This is a genomic window from Kitasatospora sp. NPDC004614, assembly GCF_042873675.1.
Classification (GTDB): Bacteria; Actinomycetota; Actinomycetes; order Streptomycetales; family Streptomycetaceae; genus Kitasatospora.
Window position 1 is genome coordinate 157677 of record NZ_JBIALR010000008.1, and the last position, 18687, is coordinate 176363.

Annotated in this window: 16 protein-coding genes; 9 read left to right on the forward strand and 7 right to left on the reverse strand. The window is 72.1% G+C overall.

Annotated features, from left to right (window positions below; translation table 11 throughout):
- Window positions 1–213 precede the first annotated feature (213 nt).
- The 4 genes from ACFYST_RS19205 to ACFYST_RS19220 all read left to right on the forward strand — a co-directional run bounded on the left by ACFYST_RS19205 (window position 214) and on the right by ACFYST_RS19220 (window position 4457).
- Complete coding sequence (locus ACFYST_RS19205) at window positions 214–1356, forward strand: aliphatic sulfonate ABC transporter substrate-binding protein (RefSeq protein ID WP_387863831.1); 1143 nt, start codon at window positions 214–216, stop codon at window positions 1354–1356.
- A gap of 140 nt (window positions 1357–1496) precedes the next feature.
- On the forward strand, window positions 1497–2300 hold the full coding sequence (locus tag ACFYST_RS19210) for an ABC transporter ATP-binding protein (RefSeq protein WP_387645683.1): 804 nt from the start codon (window positions 1497–1499) through the stop codon (window positions 2298–2300).
- Window positions 2287–3174, forward strand: a complete 888-nt coding sequence (locus ACFYST_RS19215; protein WP_387645686.1) for an ABC transporter permease — start codon at window positions 2287–2289, stop codon at window positions 3172–3174. The genes ACFYST_RS19210 and ACFYST_RS19215 overlap by 14 nt, the downstream gene beginning before the upstream one ends.
- Window positions 3175–3653: 479 nt before the next feature.
- Complete coding sequence (locus ACFYST_RS19220) at window positions 3654–4457, forward strand: sirohydrochlorin chelatase (RefSeq protein WP_387863967.1); 804 nt, start codon at window positions 3654–3656, stop codon at window positions 4455–4457.
- A gap of 90 nt (window positions 4458–4547) precedes the next feature.
- Here the strand turns inward: ACFYST_RS19220 and ACFYST_RS19225 are convergent, their stop codons facing one another.
- From ACFYST_RS19225 to ACFYST_RS19240, 4 genes are all read right to left on the reverse strand, one after another.
- Complete coding sequence (locus ACFYST_RS19225) at window positions 4548–5153, reverse strand: hypothetical protein (protein ID WP_387645689.1); 606 nt, start codon at window positions 5151–5153, stop codon at window positions 4548–4550.
- A gap of 28 nt (window positions 5154–5181) precedes the next feature.
- On the reverse strand, window positions 5182–6117 hold the full coding sequence (locus ACFYST_RS19230) for a WXG100 family type VII secretion target (protein ID WP_387645691.1): 936 nt from the start codon (window positions 6115–6117) through the stop codon (window positions 5182–5184).
- Window positions 6114–6467, reverse strand: coding sequence for a type VII secretion target (locus ACFYST_RS19235; protein WP_387863833.1), 354 nt, complete (start codon window positions 6465–6467; stop codon window positions 6114–6116). The genes ACFYST_RS19230 and ACFYST_RS19235 overlap by 4 nt, the downstream gene beginning before the upstream one ends.
- 112 nt (window positions 6468–6579) lie before the next feature.
- Entirely contained in the window at window positions 6580–7071 is a 492-nt protein-coding gene (locus tag ACFYST_RS19240; RefSeq protein WP_387863835.1) for a hypothetical protein, read from the reverse strand.
- Between the two features lie 111 nt (window positions 7072–7182).
- On the opposite strand from ACFYST_RS19240, the gene ACFYST_RS19245 reads away from it, so the two are divergent.
- Window positions 7183–7629 carry a MarR family winged helix-turn-helix transcriptional regulator gene (locus tag ACFYST_RS19245; protein WP_387863837.1) on the forward strand — a complete coding sequence of 149 codons (447 nt, stop codon included), beginning with the start codon at window positions 7183–7185 and terminating at the stop codon, window positions 7627–7629.
- Between the two features lie 112 nt (window positions 7630–7741).
- Here the strand turns inward: ACFYST_RS19245 and ACFYST_RS19250 are convergent, their stop codons facing one another.
- The 3 genes from ACFYST_RS19250 to ACFYST_RS19260 form a co-directional block, all read right to left on the reverse strand.
- A complete protein-coding gene (locus tag ACFYST_RS19250; protein WP_387863839.1) occupies window positions 7742–9541 on the reverse strand; it encodes a DEAD/DEAH box helicase in 1800 nt (599 codons plus the stop codon).
- A gap of 177 nt (window positions 9542–9718) precedes the next feature.
- Entirely contained in the window at window positions 9719–9922 is a 204-nt protein-coding gene (locus ACFYST_RS19255; protein ID WP_376047050.1) for a cold-shock protein, read from the reverse strand.
- 349 nt (window positions 9923–10271) lie between these two features.
- Window positions 10272–12440, reverse strand: a complete 2169-nt coding sequence (locus tag ACFYST_RS19260; protein ID WP_387863842.1) for an MMPL family transporter — start codon at window positions 12438–12440, stop codon at window positions 10272–10274.
- 512 nt (window positions 12441–12952) lie between these two features.
- Here ACFYST_RS19260 and ACFYST_RS19265 point away from each other — a divergent pair.
- From ACFYST_RS19265 to ACFYST_RS19280, 4 genes are all read left to right on the forward strand, one after another.
- Window positions 12953–15160: an MMPL family transporter gene (locus ACFYST_RS19265; protein ID WP_387863970.1), complete on the forward strand. Its 2208-nt coding sequence runs from the start codon at window positions 12953–12955 to the stop codon at window positions 15158–15160.
- 49 nt (window positions 15161–15209) lie between these two features.
- A complete protein-coding gene (locus tag ACFYST_RS19270; RefSeq protein WP_387863845.1) occupies window positions 15210–16097 on the forward strand; it encodes a phosphotransferase enzyme family protein in 888 nt (295 codons plus the stop codon).
- A 129-nt stretch (window positions 16098–16226) separates the two neighbouring features.
- Window positions 16227–17183 (forward strand): polysaccharide deacetylase family protein, encoded by a 957-nt coding sequence (locus ACFYST_RS19275; RefSeq protein ID WP_387863847.1) that lies wholly within the window; start codon window positions 16227–16229, stop codon window positions 17181–17183.
- Window positions 17184–17247: 64 nt separating this feature from the next.
- Window positions 17248–18681 carry a S1 RNA-binding domain-containing protein gene (locus ACFYST_RS19280; RefSeq protein ID WP_387863849.1) on the forward strand — a complete coding sequence of 478 codons (1434 nt, stop codon included), beginning with the start codon at window positions 17248–17250 and terminating at the stop codon, window positions 18679–18681.
- Window positions 18682–18687: the final 6 nt, after the last annotated feature.

Genomic DNA, 18687 nt, shown 5'->3' on the forward strand with positions numbered 1-18687 from the left:
CGTTCTCGGGCATGGACAAGGAAGGCGGCCGCATCGGCAGCGGCGTCCTCGGCAGCGGCCAGGGCGGCCTGACGCGATGTGAGGGCTGACAGGGGACCTAGCCCCTGTCGCCGGGCCCGCAGCCGCCGCACCTTCCCACAGCAGGTACGGCGGGGGCGGCCCGGCCCCGGTCAGGCACGACCGTCTTCCTTCTCCACGAACGGGACACCTCTCATGGCACCCAGCTCCCTGCCCACCCATACCCAGGCCCGCCCCACCGCCGGCCGGATCAGACGCGCCGCCGTCGCGACCGTCGCCGTCCTCACCGCGGCCGGCCTGCTCACCGCCTGCGGCTACGGCTCCAAGAGCGACGACAAGGCCTCGGCCGCCCCCGCCGCGTCCGGCGCGAAGCTGTCCGCCGACACCGTGAAGATCGGCTACTTCGCCAACCTCACCCACGGCACCGCGCTGGTCGGCCTCAAGCAGGGCATCCTCCAGCAGGAACTCGGCGGCACCCAGATCAAGGCCCAGGTCTTCAACGCCGGCCCCGCCGAGATCGAGGCGCTGAACGCCGGCTCCATCGACATCGGCTGGATCGGCCCCTCCCCGTCGATCAACGGCTACACCCAGTCCGGCGGCAAGTCCCTGAAGATCGTGGGCGGTTCGGCCTCCGGCGGCGTCAAGCTGGTGGTCAACCCGGCGAAGATCACCTCGGTGGACGAGCTCAAGGGCAAGCGGATCGCCACCCCGCAGCTCGGCAACACCCAGGACGTCGCCCTGCTCAACTACCTTGCCGGCAAGGGCTGGAAGGTCGACGCCAACACCGGCGACGGCGACGTCAAGGTGATCCGCAGCGACAACAAGGTCACCCCCGACGCCTACAAGTCCGGCTCCATCGACGGCGCCTGGGTCCCCGAGCCGACCGCCTCCAAGCTGGTCACCCTCGGCGCGAAGGTCCTGCTCAACGAGAAGGACGTCTGGCCGGACAAGAAGTTCGTCATCACCAACATCATCGTGTCGCAGAAGTTCCTCACCGAACACCCCGACGTGGTGGAGGCCGTCCTGCGCGGCTCGGTGAAGACCAACGCCTGGATCAAGGCCAACTCCGACCAGGCCAAGGCCGTCGCCAACGAGCAGATCAAGGCCGACGCCGGCAACGCGCTGGACGCCGCGGTCCTCGACCCGGCCTGGCAGGACATCGACTTCATCGACGACCCGCTGGCCAACACCCTGCAGGCCGAGGCCGACCACGCCGTCACCGCCGGCCTCCTGAAGAAGCCGAACCTGGCCGGGATCTACGACCTGACCCTGCTCAACAAGGTGCTCGCCGCGGCCGGGCAGCCCGCCGTCGCCGACGCCGGCCTCGGCGCCAAGTAGCCCTCCGGAAGCCCTCCCAGGCCCCGGCGTCCGTCTCGCGCCCGCCCACCCGATGCCCACTCGCCGGGCGGGCGCGGGACGGACCCCGGCCACCGCACCCCGCCCCTGCCCTGCCCGGCCCACACCCGCAGGAGGTGCCCGTGACCACGGCACTGACCACCTCGCCCGACGCCCCCGGCGCAGAACACCCGGACAGCGACTTCGCCGTCCGGATCTCGCACGTGCACAAGACCTTCGGCCGCCCCGGCACCGCCGCCCCGGTCCTGGACGACATCAACCTGACCGTCGCCCCCGGCGAGTTCGTCACCCTCCTCGGCGCCTCCGGCTGCGGCAAGTCCACCCTGCTCAACCTGGTCGCCGGCCTCGACCGGCCCACTTCCGGCACCATCGACGTCCCTGGCGGCCGCCCCGCCCTGATGTTCCAGGACCACGCACTCTTCCCCTGGCTCACCGCGGGCAAGAACATCGAACTCGCCCTCCGCCTGGCCGGCGTCCCCAAGACCGAACGCCAGACCGAGGCCGAACGCCTGCTCGACCTGGTCCGCCTCGGCGGCTCCTACAAGAAGCGCGTTCACGAACTCTCCGGCGGCATGCGCCAGCGCGTCGCCCTCGCCCGCTCCCTCGCCCAGGGCTCCCAAGTCCTGCTGATGGACGAGCCGTTCGCCGCCCTCGACGCCATCACCCGGGACGTCCTGCACAACGAGATCACCCGCATCTGGGCCGAACGCCGGCTCGCCGTCCTGTTCGTCACCCACAACGTCCGCGAAGCCGTCCGCCTCGCCCAGCGCGTCGTCCTGCTCTCCTCCCGCCCCGGCCGGATCGCCCGCGAATGGCGCATCGACCTGCCCCAGCCGCGCCGCATCGAATCCGCCGGGGTCGCGGATCTGTCCATCGAGATCACCGAAGAACTGCGTGGGGAGATCCGCCGCCATGTCCAGCACTGACACCCTCCCCGCCGCCGACGACTCCGCGGGTGTCGAGGCCGGCCTCGACGCACTCGAAACCGTCCACGCCACTCGCGCGCCCCTCTCCGTCGTCCTGCGCCGGTCGGTCCTCCCGCCCGTCCTCGGCGTACTCCTCGTCCTCGCCGCCTGGCAGCTCGCCTACAGCCTCCACCTCACCACCCCCGACAAGCTCCCCAGCCCCGCCGACGTCTGGGACTCCCTCACCGAACTCTGGTACGCCGGAACGCTGTTCTCCATCATCTGGACCAGCGTCTGGCGCGGCCTCTCCGGCTTCCTGCTCTCCGTCCTGATCGGCACCCCCATCGGCCTCCTGGTCGCCCAGGTCAAGCCGGTCCGCGCCGCACTCGGCCCCGTCCTCTCCGGCCTCCAGTCCCTCCCCTCGGTCGCCTGGGTCCCCGCCGCCGTCATCTGGCTCGGCATCAACAACTCCGCGATGTACGCCGTCATCCTCCTCGGCGCCGTCCCCTCCATCGCCAACGGCCTCATCGCCGGCGTCGACCAGGTCCCCCCGCTCTTCCTCCGCGCCGGCCAAACCCTCGGCGCCACCGGCCTGGCCGGCGCCCGCCACATCCTGCTCCCCGCCGCCCTCCCCGGCTACCTCGCCGGCCTCAAGCAGGGCTGGGCCTTCTCCTGGCGCTCCCTCATGGCCGCCGAACTCATCGCCTCCTCACCGGACTTGGGCCTCGGCCTCGGCCGCTACCTGGAGAACCAGCGCGAGTTCACCAACATGTCCGGCGTCCTCCTCGGCATCCTCCTCATCCTCACCGTCGGCGTCGCCATCGACCTCCTCTTCTTCTCCCCCCTCGAACGCCGAGTCCTCCGCAGCCGCGGCCTCCTCGTCACCACCCGCTGACACCGATGGCTCTCCGCCCCTCCCCCCACCAGCCCCCCACCCCGGCGGCTGCGCCCCGCCACGAGCAGAGCGACCGGGAACAGGGCGGCACCCGCGCACCCCGCCACGAGCGCAGCGACCCGACCGGCACTCCCGCGTCCCGTCAGTCGGGCGACGACCTGCCTCCGGGCGGCAGCCTCGCGCCCCATCAGGAGCGCAGCGACCTGACGCCCCGAAACCCCCCGCCCCATCAGGAGCGAACCGACCTGCCTCACCCCAACCCCACGCCCCGCCAGGGGCGCTGGGGGCACCTCCCAGCCGAAGGCGAGGGGGCGGAACTGCGCGCGGCGGAAGGCACCGAGCCGCAGCCGGACACCGCGCTCACCCCCACCCACCGCCCGCACCCAGCAGCCGACCAACCACCTCGCCAGCCCTCCCGCACCGCCCAGCCCCGTCAGGGGCGCTGGGGGCACCTCCCAGCCGAAGGCGAGGGGGCGGAACTGCGCGCGGCGGAAGGCACCGAGCCGCAGCCACGCACCGCCCCCACCCCCACCCACCCCTCGCACCCCGCTGCCGCCGCACCGCTTCTCCTCCTCGCGCACGGCTCCCGCGACCCCCGCCACGCCGCCACCGTCGAGGCCCTCGCCGACGCGATCCGCGCGCTCCGCCCCGAACTCCCCGTCACCACCGCCTATCTGGACCACTGCGCCCCTCGCATCGCCCAGGTCGCCCCGCGCCTCACCGACGCGATCGCCGTCCCCCTGCTCCTCAATCGCGCCTTCCACGCCAAGCACGACATCCCGGCCGCCCTCCGCGCCGCCGGTTCCGCCATCCCGGTCGCCGACGTCCTGGGCCCGTCCCCGCTCCTCCTCGACGCCCTCGACCGCCGCCTCGCCGAGTCCGGCCTCGACGTCACCGACCCCACCGTCCGCGCCCGTACGGGAATCGTCCTGGCCGCCGCCGGCTCCTCCGACCCGGCCGCCAACGCCACCACCCGCGCCGTCGCCGCCACTTGGCAACGCACCCGAGGCTGGGCCGCGGTCACCACCGCCTACGCCTCCGCCACCACCCCAACGGTCACCGACGCCCTCGCCACCCTCCGCGCCGACCCGGCCGTCCGCACCACCGCCGTCGCCCCGTACCTCCTCGCCCCGGGCCTCCTCCCGGACCGCATCGCCACCGCCGCAGCCACCGCTGACCACCTGGCCCCAGTCCTCGGCGCGGCCCCCGAACTCGCCCGCCTCGTCCTCACCCGCCACGCCGAGACCGCCGCCACCACCGCCTCAACGGCCCGCACCGCCTGACGTCTCACCACAGCGGGGCCAAGTCACCACTGCCACGGGGACATCCCCGGCCGAACGGCATTCCCCGCCACGAAATTCCGACCGGAGGCATCAGCCCCCGAGCGCCGCGAACGCCGCAGCCAGTTCGTCCGCCGCCGACGGCAGCGGCGTCGTGACGCCGACCCACGAGCCGTCGCGGAAGTGCACGTCGAGGCGGCCCCGCTGCGTGACGCCCTTCGCGTTGCGCTGAGCCCCGGCGATCTCGTCGCGCGGGAGTTCGAACTGCAGGGCGTGCTGTTCGGTGAGCTGCCAGAGCTTGGCGCGGTCGGCGAGCAGCAGCAGCCGCCGGCCGGTGAGGACGAGCAGCGCGCTGCCGTTCGCGCCGTCCTCGTGGAGGCGGACGACCAGGCGGCCGGCGGTGGTGTGCCAGTCGCCGGCCATGCCCTTGCCGTGCCAGACGGAGTCCGGCACGGCGTCCATCATCCGGTCCTCGACGGCGCCGACGCCGGCGGAGACGGGGTTGACCACCGCGTATGCGCGCCGCAGCAGGGTGAACGGCTTGGCCAACTTCTGTTCCAGTTCGCCCGGTTGGCGCGGGGTCAGCAGTGCCTCGGGCGGTCGCGGAATGCCGGGCGCCAGCGAGACGGGGGCAGCGGCCAGCAGCTCCTCGCCGGCGGCGAGGAACGGCGTGGCGAACTGGCGGTCCCGGTCGAGCACGGTGGTCCTCCTGAATGTGGTGGGTGGCTCAGCCGAAGGCGTCCTCGAAGCGGCGGCGGCGCTCCTCGGGGCTGAGGTCGGGTGCCTGGGCGGGCTGCGCGATGCCGGCGCGTTGACGGAGGCCGGTGCTGGGGCCGCGGTTGCCGCTGATCCGGTCGTCGGCCTCGTCGGCGACGATTCCGGCGCCGCTCTGGGTGATCTGCTGGAGCGCTTCGCCGGCCGGGTTGCCGGTCAGGCCGATGCCGTGCAGGCCTCCCTTGCCGATCATCTTGACGCCCGTCTTGGCCAGGTACGCCTCGACGTCGAGCGGCTTGTTCCAGGTCCAGGGCTTCTTCGGGTTGAGGTGCGGGCGCTTGGAGACGGCCTTGAGTGCCTTCATCGCGTCGGCGATCTTCTTCAGCGCGCTGGCGAGTTTGCGCACCAGGTTGGCTATCCGGGCGCTGGCGATGGCGCCCTCGGCGGCGGCCGCGGCGGCTTCGGCGGCCAGCGAGATGCCGGCGGTGATCACGCTGAAGGCGAGCGACGCGGCGAGCGTGATGATCGCCCATTCGATCAGCTCGCGAATGATCGTCTCGACCAGGTCCTGTGCCATCCGGGCTTCGGCGGCGGCTTCGGTGAGGAGTTCGGCGGTGGCCTCCATGTCCTCCGCCTCGTCCTCCAACGCCTGCTCGTACTCGGCGAGTTCACGCTGGAACGCCTCGGACGCCTCACCCTGCCATTCGCCGGCCAGGGCGGCCCGGTCGCGGCGCTGGTCGGCGATCACCTCGCGCAGTTGCTCGGCCTGCTTCTGCCACAACTGGGCGGCGGCTTCCAGGCCTTCGGGGTCGCCGGTGACGAACTCCAGCGGCTCGGCAAGGGGTTCCACGATGGGGCGCATGATCTCGTCGATCAGGCTGCCCAGCGGGGTCATCCAGTCGTTGATCTTCGTGTAGGCGTCGACGGCGCCCGCGATCGGCCCGCTCATCCGTCCAGCCCTCCGGCGATCGCCTGCATGGTGCGCCCGATGCCCTCGTCGGTGCGTTCGTACGCGCCGGCCATGCCGTCGGCGTATTCGGCGATCCGGTCCATGGTGTCGGAGGCGGCCCCGGCGTTGTCGATCGCCGCCTCGGAGCGTTCCACGTAGTCGCGGCCGGTTTCGTCGGACTCCGGGAGTTTCCCGAAGGCGGACGGCGACAGCTGGTGTCCGCCGAGTTCGGCGCGGATCGCCCGCAGCCGCTCGGCCCGTTCGGTACTGGTGCGGGCGAACCGGCGCAACGCGTCCGGATCGACCGTGAACTCCCCCGCCATGTCGGCGTACCTCTTCCCCGTTGCCAAGGTCCGATGGCATGGGCGAAGGCATAGGCGTCACCATGCGAAGACCATGAATTGGCAAAAAAGCTAACACGGCGCGGCCCCCAAGTGGTACCCCTGCACGCCCTGCTGACGCTCAGTCGGCCAACCGCTCCCGCACCCACGGGTCGACGCAGCGCTCGGCCGCCTCCCGACGGACCGCCAGGAACCGCTCCGTCACGGGCCCGTCCCCGGCGTCCGCCCACCGCCACGCACCCACCGCGCACACCTGCCGCAACGGGTCTCCGCCCTCCACCGCCGCCACCAGCTCCTCCTGCAGCCGCCGCCGACCGCCCACCGTCAGCAGCACCTGCGCCAGCCAGCGCGGCGAGGACGGGTCGTCGTCGGCCAGCAGCGCGGCCAGCACCAGCGGGTAGCAGTGGTGCGCGGCCGCCCGGTCCGCGCTCAGCCGCCGGTACGCGGCCTGCCGCTTGTGCCCGATCCGGTGGTACTGCGCGTAGCCCGGCGCCTGCGCGTCGAGCCGCGCCACCCGGTCGTCCTGCGAGGTGTCGCCCACCGGCTCGCCGAGAGCCTCCAGCAGGGCGTCCAGCGCCGCTTCCTGCGCGCCCATCCGCACGTGCTGCTCCATCGACGTCTCCTCATCTCCCGCGGACTCCCGCCGAATACTTGCAGGCGCGGGAATTTGCGCATTTCGACTAAGCTTGTACGGAGTGAAGCGACCCCGAAGGGAGCGTGTCCGATGACCCGCCCTGATCCTGCCCTGGCCCACGGCTGGTGCGCCCTGACCGCTCTGCACGGCCGGATCGAGGCCCATGTCGAACGCGCCCTGCAGGCCGAACACGAGCTCAGCGTCCGCGAGTTCTCCGTCCTGAACGTCCTGAGCGAGCAGCACGACGGCGACGGCGGCCACTTCCGGATGAACCAGCTCGCCGACGCGGTCGTGCTCAGCCAGAGCGCCACCACCCGCCTGGTCACCCGCCTCGAGGACCGCGGCCTGCTCGCCCGCTACCTCTGCCCCACCGACCGCCGCGGCATCTACACCAACGTCACCCCGGCCGGCCTCGACCTCCTCGCCCAGGCCCGCCCCACCAACGACACCGCCCTCGCCGAGGCCCTCACCACCGCCGAGACCCGCCCCGAACTGGCTCCCCTGGTCGCGACCGTCCGCGAGATGTCCAAGGCCTGAGAGAGCACCATCAGGGGCGCGGGGAGACTCGCGCGAGCGGATGGGCACGAAAACAGGGGCGCTGGGGGTACCCCCAGCGCCCTGATGGTGCTCTCCCCGGTCCCGCGAAGCGCTAGTCGGCCTTGCGCCGCTGCCGCCCCGTCCCGTAGTTGGAGCCACTCTTCGTCCCGGACCCCGGCTTCGCCCGCCCGGACGACTTGCCGATGAACCCGGCCGCCATCTGCGAGCTCCCGCCGCCGGGGCGCTGCTTGGGCCGGGGGCGGCGCGGGTTGCCGCTCATGTCGACGTCCTTGGGCAGGCCGCCGGAACGCTTCGCGGGGCGGCGTCGCGCCTCGCCGTCCGCCGGCTTGGCCCCGCCACGCCCGCGGCCACGGCCCTCCGCACCCTCGGAGACGGGAGCGGCAACAGCCACCGCCGTCGCCGGAACCGGAAGCATGACCGCCACGCCGGACGGCATCCTCGCGCCGGTGATGCGCTTGAGCTCGCCGTCCTCGGGGCGGACCTTGGTGATGGTGGGCCGGATACCGGCGATGCTCATCAGGCGGTTGACCTCGCGGCGCTGCTCGGGCAGCACCAGGGTGACCACGGTGCCGGACTCGCCGGCCCGCGCGGTGCGGCCGCCGCGGTGCAGGTAGTCCTTGTGGTCGATCGGCGGGTCGACGTTGACGACCAGGTCGAGGCCGTCGATGTGGATGCCGCGGGCGGCGACGTTGGTGGCGATCAGCGCGGTGACCTGGCCGTCGCGGAACTGGTCGAGGACCCGGTTGCGCTGCGGCTGCGACTTGCCGCCGTGCAGCGCGGCGGCGACCACGCCGTGGGCGCGCAGCTGCTTGGCGAGCCGGTCCGCGCCGTGCTTGGTGTGCACGAACATGATCACGCGGCCCTCGCGGGCGGCGATCCGGGCGGTGGTCTCGGCCTTGTCGGCGGGGTCGAGCTGGAGCAGGTGGTGGTCCATGGTGGTGACGGCACCGGCCGACGGGTCCACCGAATGGGTGACGGGGTCGGTCAGGAAGCGGTTGACCAGCCGGTCCACGTTGCGGTCCAGGGTGGCGGAGAACAGCATCCGCTGCCCGCCCTCGGCGACCTGCTCCAGGAGCTTGACGACCTGCGGCAGGAAGCCCATGTCGGCCATCTGGTCGGCCTCGTCGAGGACGGTGATCGCCACGTCGTCCAGGCGCACGTCGCCGCGCTGGATCAGGTCGTCCAGCCGGCCGGGGGTGGCCACCAGCACCTCGGTGCCGCGGCGGACCTGGTTGGCCTGGCGGGTGATCGACATGCCGCCGACCACGGTGGTGATCCGCAGGCCGAGCACCCCGGCGTAGGGGGCGAGCGCGTCGGTGACCTGCTGGGCGAGCTCACGGGTGGGGACCAGCACCAGGGCCAGCGGGTGGCGGGCGCTGGCCCGCTTCCCGGCGGTGCGCACCAGCAGCGGCAGGCCGAACGCCAGGGTCTTGCCGGAGCCGGTGCGGCCGCGGCCGAGGACGTCACGTCCGGCCAGCGCGTCCGGCAGGGTGGCGGCCTGGATCGGGAACGGCTCGGTCACGCCCTGCGCGCCCAGTTCCTTCATCAGCCCGGAGGGGAGGTTCAGCTCGGCGAAGCTCTCCGCCGCCGGGCGGGACGGGGTGCCCTGCACGTGCGTGAAGTCCTCGGCGGGCGCGGCGACCGACGGCGCGGCACTCCGGCGCGGCCGGCGCGGACGCTCGGTACGGGCCTGCTCGCCGCCGCGCGGCTGCTCGGTACGCGGAGCACCGCCACGCGCGGCGCCGGTGCGCGGCTTCCCGCTACGGGTGCGCGGCTTGTCGGCACGGGGCTGGTCGGTACGCGAACCGGACTGCGAAACGGACTTCGAACCAGATCGCGAAACGGACTGCGCCGCGGCCTTCTCGGCGCGCGGACGGGACTGCTCGGGCATGGGTGTTCCTCTTCCTGAGGGCCTTCGGCCGGCGCGCGCGGAGGCGCGGCGGCGGGTGTGTCGGCCGTCAGGGAGAAGTAAGGCGCCGCCCCGGCCGTCGGGCGGCATGGGCGAGGGCCCGTACCTTGGAGGTACGGGCCCTCGCCTGCGTCACACTGAGTCGGCGTAGGCCGGGACTCAGATGGGGCGGATGTTCTCCGCCTGCGGGCCCTTCTGGCCCTGGGTGACGTCGAACTCGACCTTCTGGCCCTCGAGGAGCTCACGGAAGCCGGTGGACTGGATGTTCGAGTAGTGAGCGAACACGTCGGCGCCGCCGCCGTCCTGCTCGATGAAGCCGTAGCCCTTTTCGCTGTTGAACCACTTCACGGTGCCGGTAGCCATAACCGTCTCCACTTTCACTGGGGCGTTGGGGCACACACCTCGTGAGCCCCACGTAGCCGCGATCCCCATCCGGAGACTAAACACCGGACAAAACAAATGCGCCTGTGGTTGGAACCAGCAGGCGCACACACACGTTCATGGGAACCAATACTGCAACTGCTTCGACAATAGCACGGTCCCCCTCGCCAACGGCGGCAAAAGTTCCGCTGGTCACACCGCGTTTCAGTGCGACGCCAAGGGGGCATGCGGTCCCGTTGGACCGCATGCCCCCTCCTACTCGGGGCTACCCGTCGGTACCCCCGCAGGGCTGCCCGGCGCTACCCGCCGCCGGGCCCGTCGGACCCGCCCGTCAGGCCCGGCCGGCCGCCTGCGGCTCGCGCTCGGCGACGGCCTCGGGGCCGTGGTCGGGCATCGCGCCGTGACCGGGCCACCAGGCCTTCTTGCCGAGCAGCGCGGTGATCGCCGGGGTGAAGAACATCGCCATCACGAAGGCCGCCAGCACGATGCCGATGGCCAGCGCGAAGCCCAGCTCGGCGAAGAGCACGTTGCCCGCCAGCATGAAGGTCGCGAACGACGCCGCCAGGATGAAGCCGGCCGCGGCGACGGTCGGACCGGCGTGCCGGACCGCCTCCTTGGCCGCCTCGCGGGGGCTGCGGCCCTCGCGGGCCTCCTCCCGGAGCCGGGCGATGATCAGGATGTTGTAGTCGGTGCCGATCGCCACCACGAACAGGTAGATGAAGATCGGCAGCATGAACATCAGGCCGGACTCGGAGCCGAGCTTGAGGAAGGCCACCGTGGTGGCACCCAGCGTGGCCGCGAAGCCGAGGCCGACCGAGGCCATCAGGTACCAGGGCGCGACCACGCTGCGCAGCTGGAGGCCCAGGATCAGCAGGATCAGCACGCCCGCCACCGGGAAGACCAGCTTGTAGTCGTGCGCCATCGCCAGGTTGATGTCCTTGTAGATCGACGAGGTGCCGGCGACCAGCGCCTCGCTGCCGGCCGGGGCTGCCGGGTGCGCGGCGGAGCGCAGCTCGGTGATGGTGTCGATCGCTGCGTTGCTGGCCGCGGAGTCCTTGAGCACCACGACGAAGTCGGCGGTGCTGCCGTCCTCGCTGAGCTTGTGCTCGGCCTGGACGGCGGCGACGCCGGGGACCTGGCCGAGCTTGGCGCCGAAGGTGTCCAGGCCGGCCGGGTCGAGCTTGCCGCCACCCTTGGTGCTGGTGGTCAGGAAGACGTGCGTGGGGTCGGCCGCGCCCTCGGAGCCGCTCTTGCTGAGGGTGTCCAGGACGAGCATCGACTCCTTGTCCTTCGGCATCATGCTCTTCTGCATGTCGAAGGTGCCCTGGTAGCCGAGGCCGGCCAGCGAGAGGATCACCAGCAGGCCGCCGGAGACCAGCGCGATCAGGCCGGGGCGACGGCCGACCACCTTGCCGAGCTTGTGGAAGCGGGCGCCCTCCGGCTCCTGCATCCACTTGCGGCCGGGCCAGAAGGTGGCCTTGGCGGGGAGGACGGCGAGCAGCGCCGGGCTGAGGGTGAGCGAGGCCAGCGCGGTGACGATGACGGAGATCGCCAGCGCCGGGCCGAGCGACTTGAACATGCCGAGCTCGGAGAGCAGCAGCACCGCGAAGGCGACGGTGACCGCGCCGGCCGCGGAGGCGATCGCCTCGCCGACCCGGCCGACGCCGTTGGCCACGGCGGCCTTGCGGTCGTCGCCGGCCCGCAGGCGCTCGCGGTAGCGGAACATCAGGAACAGGAAGTAGTCGGTGCCGACGCCGAGGATCACCACGATGTCGATCGCCGAGGCGATCGGCGAGGACTTCAGGTCGAACGCCTTGGTGACGAGGGCAATCAGGCCGCTGGCGGCGATCATCGGGAAGATCGACAGCAGCACCGGCAGCCAGCCGACCAGGATGCCGCGGAAGATCACGCCGACGATGACCACGATCAGCACGATGGTGGCGAGCATGGTGATCGCGTCGGTGGCGCTGGAGGACTCCTTCTGGTCCAGCCCCATCGCGGCCGGGCCGCCGACCTGGTACTTCAGCGCGGTGCCGCTGGCCAGCGCCCTGCCCTCTTCGCGCAGGTCCTTGGCGGCGACGGTGAACTCGTCGGTCTGCATCTTGGTCTTGTCGATGGAGACCATGCCCATGGCGTACTGCCCGTCGGGCGAGAAGGTCTTCCCCTCGATCGGGGGGATGATCTGCTCGACCAGCGGGATGTGCTTGTCGGTCAGCCCCTTGACGACCTTGGCCATGTCGGCCTTGTCGGCGTCGGTGAGCGCGGCGCCGTCCTTGCGTTCGAACAGCAGCAGTGCGCTCGGGGAGAACTCGGCCGGGAACTTCTCCTGCTGGACCACCGCGGCCCGGATGGACTCGTAGTGCTTCGGCAGGAACTCCGACTCGTCGGTCGAGGCGCTCATCTTCGGAGCGGTGGCGATCAGGGCTATGGAGCCGATCACCCACGCGATGATCACCCACCAGGCCCGCTTGACGACGAAGTGTCCAAGTCGGTGGAACATGATCGAAATGCCTCCCCTGGGCATGGTTCACCGCAGCCGAAAAACACCAGGTACCGGGCAGCGGCAGGACCGGCGCGCGAAACCCTCAACAGGGCCTAGCCGGTCGGCAGGTAAGTAACAGCGGGCAGTTTACGGGAACTTGCTTGCCGCCCGGCAAGTGGGTTTCGCGTGTGCCCCCTGGGGGCGGCCACGGAACCTGCCCCCGCACTATCGTCGCCCGCCCGCACCCCCTCCCACCTCGTGCGTGGGGTGGAGATCGCTCCCCCTCAGGGTGGACGCCCGGCTGCCCTCAAGGAGGAGACCCCGACCCCGGGGGTGGGGTTAACCCCCTACTCCCTCCTGGGGACAGGGGGAGGAAAAAGTCGGTGACTAGCCGGATGGTTCGTCAGAACCCCAGCTCATAGCGTCTGTTGTGCCGCCGGAAGCAGCCCGGAGGCCCACCGACCGGGGCGGTCCGCACCCGCCCGTAGCCCCTGGGGGACACCACCGTGAAGCATGGAATCGCCGCCTCGATGGGCGCCTGGAGCGCCCGCCACAGAAAGAGCGCGGTCTTCGGCTGGCTGCTCTTCGTCGTCCTCGCCGCCTACCTCGGCGGCATGCACGGCTCCACCAAGATCACCGAGTCCGAGCAGATGCCGGGCCAGGTCGCGCAGGCCGCCAGGATTCTGGACGACGCGGGCATCAAGTCTCCGGCCGGTGAGGTCGTCCTGGTGCAGAGCCGCACGCTGATGGCGGACGACCCGTCCTTCAAAGCGGTCGTCGAGCAGGTCGCCACCGCCGTCCGGGCCACCGGCAAGGCCGGGGAGCTGCACAGCCCGTACGAGACGGGCGCGATCTCCGCCGACAAGCACTCGGCGCTGCTCCAGTTCACGGTGATCGGGGAGGACGACAAGGCGGCCGTCGCCAACGTGCCGCCGATCATGGACGCGGTGACGGGCGTTCAGAAGCAGCACCCCGAGCTGACGGTCGAGGAGTACGGCCAGGCCAGCTCCGGCAAGTGGTTCGCCGAGCAGTTCTCCTCGGACTTCGCCCGCGCCGAGTGGACGGCCGTGCCGCTCGCCCTCGGCATCCTGCTGATCGCCTTCGGCGCGCTGGTGGCCGCGGTCCTCCCGGTGGTGCTGGCGCTGACCGCCTTCATCGCCGCCTCCGGCCTGGTCGCGCTCTCCTCCGGCGTGCTGCACACCAGCAGCGACGCCTCCTCGGTGATGCTGCTGGTCGGCCTCGCCGTCGGCGTCGACTACTGCCTGTTCTACCTGCGCCGCGAGCGCGAGGAGCGCGCCGCCGGGCACGACGCCGAGACGGCGCTGCGGATCGCCGCCGCCACCAGTGGCCGCGCCGTGCTGGTCTCCGGCATCACCGTGGTGGTCGCGATCGGCGGCATGTTCCTCACCGGCATCGGCACCTTCAAGGCGATGTCCTTCGCCACCATCCTGGTCGTGATCACCGCGGTGCTCGGCTCGCTGACGGTGCTGCCCGCGCTGCTCTCGATGCTCGGAGACCGGGTGGAGAAGGGCAAGGTCCCCTACCTGCACCGCCTGCGCCGTGACACGAACGAGGGCAGCCGGTTCTGGAACGCGGTGCTCACCCCGGTGCTGCGCCACCCGCTGGCCGCCGCGGGGCTGGCCACCGTCGCCCTGCTGGCGATCGCCTCGCCGACGCTCACCATGCACACCGCCAAGCTGACGTTCCAGCAGCAGCTGTCCAAGGACAACGCCCTGGTGGCCACCTCCCAGCGAATCCAGGACGCCTTCCCCGGCAGCCCCTCCCCCGCCACCGTGGTGATCAAGGCGAAGAACATCTCCTCGCCCGAGATGAAGCAGGCGCTCGCCGATCTCCAGTCCAAGGCCCTCGCCACCGGCCGGATGCACGGCCCCACCAGCCTGACGGTGCACGCCGAACAGAACGTCGCCACGGTCGACATCCCGCTCAACGGCAGCGGCAACGACTCCACCTCCGCCGAGGCCCTGAAGGTGCTGCGCGAGCAGGTCGTGCCCGCCACGGTCGGCAGGATCGCCGGCGCCGAGACCCCGGTCACCGGCAGCACCGCCGGCTCGATCGACTTCAACAAGCAGATGTCCGGCTCGATGCTCCCGGTCTTCGGGTTCGTGGTCGGCTTCGCCTTCCTGCTGATGCTCTGCTCGTTCCGCTCGCTGTCCATCGCCGTCACCGCCGTGATACTCAACCTGCTCTCGGTCGGCGCCGCCTACGGTGTGCTGGCGCTGGTCTTCCAGCACGGCATCGGCGCCTCGCTGATCGGCACCGAAGGCGTCGGCGCGGTGGAGAGCTGGATCCCGCTGTTCCTGTTCGTGATCCTGTTCGGCCTGTCGATGGACTACCACGTCTTCGTGGTCTCCCGGATCAAGGAGGCGCACGACCGCGGCCTGCCCACCGGCGCGGCCGTCGCCCACGGCATCCGCACCACCGCCGGTGTGGTCACCAGCGCCGCCGTGATCATGGTCGGGGTGTTCTCGGTCTTCGGGACGCTCTCCATGCAGACCATGAAGCAGATGGGTGTCGGCCTCGCCGCCGCCGTCCTGATCGACGCCACGGTGATCCGCGCCGTGCTGCTCCCCGCCGTGATGTCCCTGCTCGGCGACAGGAACTGGTACCTGCCGCGCTGGCTGCACTGGCTGCCCCGGATCGAGGGCGAGGCGCCCGCCGCCGCCCCCGCCGGCACCGGCCCCCACCGCGGCCGCGGCGACCACGAGCTGATCGGCTGACCCACCCCCCTCCCTCCTGAGGCGCCCCCGGTTCGCCGACAATGAGCAGGTGATCTTCGACGAATCGGGGGCCCAGGCCCTCCTCCAGCAGGCGTGCGCCCCGGCCGGTATCGACCCGGCCGGGGCCACGCTCATTTCGCTCGGCCAGAACGCCGTCTTCGACCTGCCGGAGCTCGGCCTGGTCGCCAAGGTCGGCCGCGCCCCCGGCTCCGCCGACCGGGCCGCCCGCGAGCTCGCGCTGGCCGGCTGGCTGGACGGCGCGGGCGTGCCGGTGGTCCGCCCCGCCGACCCCGTCGTGCACCTGGCCCAGGACCACCCCGTCACGCTGTGGCACCGGCTGGAGCCCGCCGTCCGCCCGGCCCGGCCCGCGGACCTCGCCCCGCTGCTGCGCGCCCTGCACGCCCTGCCCGCGGAGCCGGCCCCGCCGGTGCCGCTCGGCCGGCGCGACCTCCTCGCCCCGGTGGACAGTTGGCTGGCGACCGCGGAGGGTCACATCGATCCGGCGGACGTGGCGTTCCTCCGTGACCGGAAAGAGACCTTTGTCACCGCTATTTCCGAATTGACCCCTTACCTCCCCTCCGGCCCGATCCACGGCGACGCCCTGCCGCGCAACGTGCACATCACCCCCGCCGGCCCGGTACTGCTCGACCTCGAGTACATGGCCTCGGACCTCCGCGAGCACGACCTGGTGGTGCTGGCGCTCAGTCAGGACCGGTACGGCGTACCGGCCGAGGAGGTCGCGGCGTTCAACGCGGCCTACGGGTGGGACGTCCGCGAGTGGCCCGGCTTCGCGGTGCTGCGCGGCGCGCGGGAGACCGCGAGTGCCGCCTGGGTGGCGCAGCAGACGGCCGGAAACCCGGCCGCCCGGACGGAGTTCCGTCGCCGTGTCGACTCACTGCGTGACGGAGAGGCGGAAGTACGCTGGTTCGCGTTCTGACCGCTTCCGTTCGGTGCCCGCCTTGTGGCGCAGCGCACATCCGGACGGAACCACCTCGGTCGTACCTGGCGTCGTCGTAGTCGACCGGACGCCCCGCTGCTCGCGGCAGGTACGACGTAGGAGTCGTCCATGGTGAAGTCCCGCATAATCGCCCGTCGTCGTTCTCTTCTTCTCGGTGCCTCCGCCGCACTGCTCGCCCCGGCCCTGCTGGTGGCGTGCGGTGCGCACGGCACCCCCTCCGCGGCAGGGGCAGCCGCGCAGCACTCGGTCACGCCGAGCGCGAGCACGACCACGGGCGACAGCGGGGGTTCCTCGGTGGCGGCCCGGCCGACGCCGAGCGAGGGCACCCCGTCCCCGTTCGCCTCGCCGAGCCAGGACCCGACGGCGCCCACCCGGACGCAGGCACCGCCCGCCCCGAGCACCACCCCGTCCACGCCCGGCACCGGCGCCTCGCAGCCGTCCGGCGGCCAGCAGAGCCACGCCCCGGCCACGCACGTGCTGGCGCACACCGCCTCGGGCGGCCGGACCGTGGCGCTGACCTTCGACGACGGCCCGGGCCAGGCCACCGGCCAGGTGCTGGACCTGCTGGCGCAGTACAACGCGAAGGCGACGTTCTGCGAGATCGGCGACAACGCGCAGGCGCACCCGGCGATGGTCAAGCGGATCGTCGCCGAGGGTCACCGCCTGTGCGACCACACCGTGGACCACCCGCAGCCGATGCACACCCAGTCGCACCAGCAGCAGGTGGCGGAGATCGCCGACGCCAAGACCCAGATCGAGGACGCCGCCGGCGGCAACGCCCCGATCACCTGGTGGCGCGCCCCGGGCGGCGACTTCACCGCGGAGAACGAAAAGATCGGCGCCGACCAGGGCATGAAGTCCCTCGGCTGGTCGGTCGACCCGCGCGACTGGTCCCGCCCGGGCGTGCAGTCGATCGTCACCACCGTCGAGCAGAACCTCCGCCCCGGCGGCGTGGTCCTGATGCACGACGGCGGCGGCGACCGCACCCAGACCGTCGCGGCCCTGAAGCAGCTGCTCCCGTGGCTGGTGGCCCAGGGCTACACTTTCGACTTCCCGCAGTCCTGACCGGCTCTCTTGCCGAGGCGTCCTGACGGCTTGTCAGGGCGCCTCTTCGGCCTTCAGGAGCCCCGTGCCCGCCTTCGTGCACCGCGTCACCAAGTACGACCCCGCCAACCGCGACGAGCGCGGCCACTACCTGGCCGACGACGACACCGACAGCGACCGCGGGCCGATCGAGGCGGCGTACCTGCAGGCGGTGGTCGCGTTCGCCGAGGAGTGCGGCGTCGACCGGCTGACGATCGGCCGCCCGGAGGCCGCCTTCTTCGCCTCCCCCGAGGACGGCGGCCGCCTGGAGGGTCTCTTCCCGGGCCTGCACGGGTTCCACGACGGCGCGGAGGTCTCCCTGGAGACCGCGCTGGAGCTGGTGCGGATGATGCTGCGCGGCGGCGAGGGCTGGTGCCTGCTGGAGGCCGGCGACCGGTTCTTCGTGCACATCGGCTGGGACCAGTACATGTACATCGGCACCGACCGCCCCTGCGAGCGCGCCGTGGCGCGAGTCCGCCGGCTGGGCCTGTTCCCGGAGCCGATACCGGAGTCGCCGCACTCCGAGGAGTCGGATGAGCCGGGCGAACAGCGGCCCGCCGACGAGGAGTTCTGGGCCCGGGTGCACTGGCTGGTCGCCGGAGGCCGGGCGGGCCTGCTGGAGGAGGGCTACGTCCAGAACGCCTCCCGCTGGCACCGGCTGACGCCCGAGACCATCGACGCCGTCCGCGCCGGCCTCACCCCGCGCGCCATGCTGACCCTCTGGCCGCCGCTGTCCGACGACGTCGCGGCCGCGCTGGCCGCGCTCCCCGAGGACGACACCCGGGAGTTCGTCTGGGAGGACGGATCGGGCGCCGTTCACAGCGTGGTCGTGCACGACGACCAGCACGAGGAGTTGACCGCCCGGGTGGCGGACGCCCGGGCCGCCTGCGCGCTGCCGATCACGGTCGACGAGCACCGTCCGCTGCTCAGCGGCGCGCTCCCCGACGAGGACGGCGTGCTGCGGGCCCGCTGGCGCACCACCTGGTCGCCGTGCGACGAGACCTGGATGTTCCTGAAGTCCCTGCGCCCCGGTCAGGCCGTCACCGGCACCGTCACCGGGATCGCCGACACCGTCGTGTTCGTGGACGTCGGCGGCTTCACGGCACGGCTCCGCCAACCGGAGCTGTCCTGGCGGTCGATCAGCGACCCGTCGGACCTCGTCGAGGTGGGCCAGGAGGTCACGGCCGCGGTGCTCGGCGCCGACCTGGCGCGCGAGGAGCTGTACCTGTCCCTGAGGGCGCTGCAGGACAACCCGCTGGAGCAACTGTCCACCCGCGTCGGCGAGTTGGTGGACGGCGTGGTGACGAGGGTGCTCACGTTCGGCCTGCTCGTCCGGATCGAGGACCGCCCCGACGGCCTCCAGGGGCTGGTGCCCGCCGCCGAGTCGGCCTGCGGGGCCGTTCAGGTCGGCGACGGGCTGACCGTGCGGATCCTCGAAGTCGACCTGGCCCGGCAGCGGGTCCTGCTCTCCTGCCGCTGATCGTCG

Coding starts and splice junctions, on each gene's coding strand:
- ACFYST_RS19205 (WP_387863831.1), top strand. CDS start 214: ATGGCACCCAGCTCCCTGCCCACCCATACCCAGGCCCGCCCCACCGCC.
- ACFYST_RS19240 (WP_387863835.1), bottom strand. CDS start 7,071: ATGGAGCAGCACGTGCGGATGGGCGCGCAGGAAGCGGCGCTGGACGCC.
- ACFYST_RS19255 (WP_376047050.1), bottom strand. CDS start 9,922: ATGGCTACCGGCACCGTGAAGTGGTTCAACAGCGAAAAGGGCTACGGC.
- ACFYST_RS19275 (WP_387863847.1), top strand. CDS start 16,227: ATGGTGAAGTCCCGCATAATCGCCCGTCGTCGTTCTCTTCTTCTCGGT.
- ACFYST_RS19245 (WP_387863837.1), top strand. CDS start 7,183: ATGACCCGCCCTGATCCTGCCCTGGCCCACGGCTGGTGCGCCCTGACC.
- ACFYST_RS19230 (WP_387645691.1), bottom strand. CDS start 6,117: ATGAGCGGGCCGATCGCGGGCGCCGTCGACGCCTACACGAAGATCAAC.
- ACFYST_RS19265 (WP_387863970.1), top strand. CDS start 12,953: ATGGGCGCCTGGAGCGCCCGCCACAGAAAGAGCGCGGTCTTCGGCTGG.
- ACFYST_RS19260 (WP_387863842.1), bottom strand. CDS start 12,440: ATGTTCCACCGACTTGGACACTTCGTCGTCAAGCGGGCCTGGTGGGTG.
- ACFYST_RS19250 (WP_387863839.1), bottom strand. CDS start 9,541: ATGCCCGAGCAGTCCCGTCCGCGCGCCGAGAAGGCCGCGGCGCAGTCC.
- ACFYST_RS19215 (WP_387645686.1), top strand. CDS start 2,287: ATGTCCAGCACTGACACCCTCCCCGCCGCCGACGACTCCGCGGGTGTC.